Annotated in this window: 3 protein-coding genes; all 3 read right to left on the minus strand. The window is 60.2% G+C overall.

Annotated features, from left to right (window positions below; translation table 11 throughout):
* The coding region (locus tag HP547_RS28265; protein WP_172288777.1) for a DotU family type IV/VI secretion system protein at positions 1–367 on the minus strand (367 nt) is incomplete at its 3' end.
* Position 368: 1 nt separating this feature from the next.
* Positions 369–1706, minus strand: a complete 1338-nt coding sequence (gene tssK, locus HP547_RS28270) for a type VI secretion system baseplate subunit TssK (RefSeq protein WP_172288779.1) — start codon at positions 1704–1706, stop codon at positions 369–371.
* Between the two features lie 46 nt (positions 1707–1752).
* Positions 1753–2547 (minus strand): type VI secretion system lipoprotein TssJ, encoded by a 795-nt coding sequence (gene tssJ / locus HP547_RS28275; RefSeq protein ID WP_172288781.1) that lies wholly within the window; start codon positions 2545–2547, stop codon positions 1753–1755.
* Between the last annotated feature and the right edge of the window lie 46 nt (positions 2548–2593).

Raw genomic sequence — 2593 nt, forward strand, 5'->3', positions numbered from 1 at the left:
AGTAGGCCAGCAGCTGAGTGTGCTCGTAGCCGTGCTGGCGCATTTCTTCCCTGATGTTGTCGATCTGGTTGCGTACCTGCCGGTGCACGTCCTTGATGTTGGGTAATTCATCCAGGGTGCGCAGGCGTATGACCAAGCCGAACAAGGGTGCGGCGGCATCCAGCATCAGGTTTGCGAAGCCGCCTCGTAGCTGGAAGTCTGGGTCGGCTGGGTAGCCTTGGTGTTCAGCGTGTTTTTCTTCAACATCTAGGTCAGGAAGGGCGTCACTTGCCTGTGATTTGGCTTCCTCAGCCTCTTTCTTCACGCGTCGCATCGAAGCCACGATCGTCTCAGCGATATCTTCGTCATTGCGGTGATCGTTCGTCATGTCATTCACTCCTGACTGCCCAGAACTGCAGCTCAAGCCCCGGGAACTCGCCCGCGACATGAATACCGAAGCCATTTGAGCCTTTCATGCCCGCCCAGCTCGGGTCGCGGCGGTCCAGTTCGAAGTAGGCGAAGCCTGCATGGAAAGGCAGGTCCCGTGGCGCCACGGGTAGCGGCACCAGTGGAATACCCGGCAGTTGCAGCGGCACGACCTCGTTCAACGCTTCCAGCGAAACGACTTTGGCCTTCTGCACAAACATCTGGCGCAGCGTTTGCGGTGGCAGATTGGCGCGCACTGCCAGGATGAAGTCGGCTTGATCGATCAGGCGACGGTCGTCCAGCGTGGTCTGCATCAATCCGTACTTCAAAGTTTCCAATGGCAGCGACACGGCGCGCGGCTGAAGTACCGTGCTCAGCGCGCGGCGCAGCGTGTCTTCCAAAGGTTTGAACGAAGTGCGCAACGCTGTGTGGCGATAGACAGGGTATTCCTGCGGCAGACGGGCCTCGTCGGTGAAGGTGACGAACTCACCACAGGCTTGACTCATGTACAGATAAAGCTGCTCGGGGTGCGTCTGGCCTTGCCTGGCCAGATGCTGGAAGCACGGCCACCAGCGGTTCATGGCCTGGAGCAAGTTGAAGTCGCGGATGTCGGCGATACCCGACTGACCTGAGGCACCGATGCGGGCGGCAAGGTTGCGCGCACGTTCGCGCAGAGTGTTTGTGATCTCCTCCAGAAAGCGTTGCAGTGCCGGTATGGCGCGTACCGAGACACTGGTGGGATAGAACCCTTCGTCCAGTTGCAGGCTGCCATCGGGGCGGCGTTCCAATATGCGTGCCAGGGCCAGCCGTGTGTAAGCGCTGCTATCGTCAGCTTTGCGTTTGAGTTGCAGGTTTGGCACTGCCAGGTCAACCTGCACCAGGTCGCCGTCGACGCTGTGCGTGTCCTTAATTTCCACTGCCTGCGCGCTGTAACGGAAGTTGGCGGTATTGTCAGGCCAGCTCACCTCGCGGCCACCTTCGGTACGCAGCGGCAGGCACAGGAAAATCTCGCTGTCTTTGGCGCCGTCGTCCTCGATTTCCAGCGGTGGGGGTGGCGGCAGGTCAGCAGGGATATCGAACACCGTGCCGTCCGGCATGATGCCCCGCGCGCGGGTGATGGCGATCTTGCCAAGGCTCAGATACTCATCATTCACCTGCAGTTCGCTGAAGCCATAGAAGGCTGCGTTCAGGCTGCCAAGGCGCTGATGCAGGGCCGCTTCGGCGGCCCGGGCCGCCTGTTGGAAATGCTGCGGTTTGACGAACAGGCCTTCAGGCCACAGGACGGGGTTTCGTGTACTCATGAGCGCTCCGTGTCAGCGTGAGTAAATGAGAAGGACTGGGCTGCCATCAGTCTTCTTCCTTGAGCAGGACCTGCGAGTCGTTGAGCAATACAGACAGGATGATCTGGTGGCCGCGCGGCGGAATACGCAGCACCTGGCTCCATGTGGCGTTCTCCTGGTTGCGGTAGTCGGCGATAACTGCGACGAAACGGGTTTCGGGCTCGATGGGCGCAAAGGGGATGAACTTGAACTGGCCAGGTCGCAGCAGGTAGTCGTCATCGCGAATGTAGGTGCTGCGCAGCGCCTTGGCCGGATCCTTGTCCAGCAGTTCGTAGACGCTGTTGCGCAGCAGCGAGTCGTCGCGCAGCTGAAGGATCTTGATGGCCATGGGCGTGGCGATTGACTCGCCAGCCAGGGTGGCGGTGTGGGGTAAGGTCAGCACCACGGTCGGGTCTTCGTAGCGGCCGGGCGTGCTTTCCTCAAAGGGGGAGCGATGTGGCTCATTGTCCTCGTCCACTGACACCGCGACGGGTGACATTCCCGGGAACTGTTCCTGGAGGTATTCGAGCAGCGTCCCGACTTTTTCGGTCAAGGCGTAAGGGTCGCCAGCGCTTAAGCTGACGGCATAGGGACTGGGTTCCAGAACGCCAGGCTGTTCAACTGACACATCGACGCTGTGCGCGTTACCGTTGAGCGTCGGGCTGGCATTGATGCTGAACGCGACTTGGGTGGGATGCTCTCTGGTCGCCCCGACGGGCACCGATGGATCCTTGATCACTTGGCCGATTTTACTCAGAGCCGTGCAGCCCGAGAGTCCGATCAGTGCCGTCAGTAGAACGACCACGAATGAATGACGCGTCATGGGCGTTCTCCTGCAATCAGGTGTTCCAGCGGGCTCGATTGCGTTG

It is taken from the genome of Pseudomonas sp. CM27 (assembly GCF_013179515.1).
Taxonomy (GTDB): domain Bacteria; phylum Pseudomonadota; class Gammaproteobacteria; order Pseudomonadales; family Pseudomonadaceae; genus Aquipseudomonas.

Coding starts and splice junctions, on each gene's coding strand:
- tssK (WP_172288779.1), bottom strand. CDS start 1,706: ATGAGTACACGAAACCCCGTCCTGTGGCCTGAAGGCCTGTTCGTCAAA.
- tssJ (WP_172288781.1), bottom strand. CDS start 2,547: ATGACGCGTCATTCATTCGTGGTCGTTCTACTGACGGCACTGATCGGA.